Origin of the sequence: Streptomyces axinellae, from assembly GCF_039532135.1 — a bacterium.
GTDB lineage: Bacteria > Actinomycetota > Actinomycetes > Streptomycetales > Streptomycetaceae > Streptomyces > Streptomyces axinellae.
Window position 1 is genome coordinate 1 of sequence record NZ_BAAARJ010000088.1, and the last position, 630, is coordinate 630.

The window sequence follows — 630 nt, forward strand, 5'->3', positions numbered from 1 at the left end:
GGTGGTTGTGGGGGGCGAACATGATGTCGCGGAGGGGGTGTGGGAGGTGGGGGTCGAAGTGGGCGCAGATCTCGTCGAGTTTGTGTGCGAAGACGGGGTGTGTTTCGTAGAGCTGTGAGCCCATGCCTGGGCGTTGGGAGCCTTGTCCGGGGTAGAGGAACGCGATCTTCCCCGGTTCGGTGGCGACGCCCTGCACTACGGCGGGGGATTCCTCGCCTTGTGCGAGGGCGTGGAGTGCGGTAAGGACCTCTTCGCGTTCTTGGCTGACGATGCCGGCTCGGTGGGGGTGGTGGGTGCGTGAGGTGGCCAGGGTGCGGGCGATCTCGGCGATGTCGGACTCGGGGTGCGCGCTGATGAACGTGGCCAACTGGCTGGCTTGTTGGCGTAGTGCGGGCTCGTTCTTTCCGGACAGCAGCACCGGGAGATTTGAGGGTTCGGGGTGTTCTTCGGTGGGTGTTTCGGGTGGGGCTTCGAGGATGATGTGGGCGTTGGTGCCGCTGATGCCGAAGGAGGAGACGGCGGCGCGGCGGGGGTGTCCGGTGTGGGGCCAGTTTTCGTCACCGGTCAAGGGGGTGACGTTTCCGCTGGACCAGTCCACGTGGGGTGTCGGCTCGTCGAGGTGCAGGGTGC

1 protein-coding gene is annotated in these 630 nt (G+C 66.0%); it reads right to left on the bottom strand.

Annotation, left to right across the window (positions count from 1 at the left end; genetic code table 11):
• A partial coding sequence (locus ABD339_RS33565; protein WP_344570950.1) for a CurL C-terminal domain-containing protein occupies positions 1–568 on the bottom strand: 568 nt, incomplete at its 3' end.
• Positions 569–630: the final 62 nt, after the last annotated feature.